Source organism: Eoetvoesiella caeni, from assembly GCF_003315175.1.
Classification (GTDB): Bacteria; Pseudomonadota; Gammaproteobacteria; order Burkholderiales; family Burkholderiaceae_B; genus Eoetvoesia; species Eoetvoesia caeni.
Genome location: NZ_QNRQ01000050.1, coordinates 1 through 1059, shown reverse-complemented (window position 1 = coordinate 1059; position 1059 = coordinate 1). Strand labels below are relative to the sequence as shown.

The following is a 1059-nucleotide window of genomic DNA, read 5'->3' as shown; positions in this document are numbered from 1 at the left end:
AGTAGAGTAAGAGACAGGGCGTAGTCGAACTATTTCCCTGCCTCTCCTCTCCGAACCGGACGTGCACCTTTCAGCGCATCCGGCTCTCCATCTAAGCGTTGCTCATAGCAAAGGCGACATCGACGTAGCGCGACTCGATAGTATTTCGTACCTCGTCGCGCAGAATATACGGATTTTCCATCGGCGTACGCCATGTGAAGCGGCCTTTGCGGCTGGTAACAAGACGCCGAAGCGCCACCGCCCCATACCAACCCCGACTATTCTGGCCTTCAAGAACCCATGTTTTGGCTCTTCCCGGTTCGGGCTCGCGGACATACTTGCGCATCAACGACGTGAATCCACGTCGGTATTTGCGCGCGAGCCAGTACCCGAACTTCCAGAACACTATCCGGTCAACTTTCCGAAACATGATGGCCGTGTAGTCGGTGTATTGATAGAAAGCGGCCCAGCCAGCAAGTTGCCGATTCAGGCTTTCCATCAGGTCCATCCGGTTGTTGTCGTAGTTACCCGACAGTTGTTTGACTAGCCGCAGGGCAAAGCCCCGGCACTTCTCCCACGGAATCGTCGTCACAGGTCGCATGCGACCACGTGGTCCACGTTTCCGGATGATTCTGTGACCCAGGAAGACGAAGCCGTCACTCACATGCGTAATATGGGTTTTCTCCATATTTAGCGTGAGCTTCAGTTCGCCTTCAAGGAATCCGCGACATGCTTCACGTACGGTCTCAGCATGCTCACGAGTTCCCTTGACTACGATCACAAAGTCATCGGCGTACCGGCAGTACGCTACAGCAGGTTTCCATTGCCGGTTTTCTCGCACAGCAATGGGCCGCTGCTTGAGAATGCCGAAGTTCCACGCCCACCGATCCTTGCGCACCTTCTTGTTCAGGTAGTTCCGTTCCATCCACGCATCGAACTCATGCAACATGATGTTGGATAATAGGGGTGAGATAACACCGCCCTGAGGAACGCCTTCGCTTGAAGCACGGAACAGATCGCGATCAACGCAGCCCGCCTTGATGAACTTCCAAAGCAGGACAAGAAAGCGCTGGTCGGCGA

At 54.8% G+C, this 1059-nt stretch carries 1 protein-coding gene; it reads right to left on the bottom strand.

Going from position 1 to position 1059, the window contains the following annotated elements; genetic code table 11:
- Positions 1-91: 91 nt before the first annotated feature.
- Positions 92-1059: reverse transcriptase domain-containing protein (locus DFR37_RS22740; RefSeq protein WP_245954062.1), on the bottom strand; the 968-nt coding region annotated here is incomplete at its 5' end.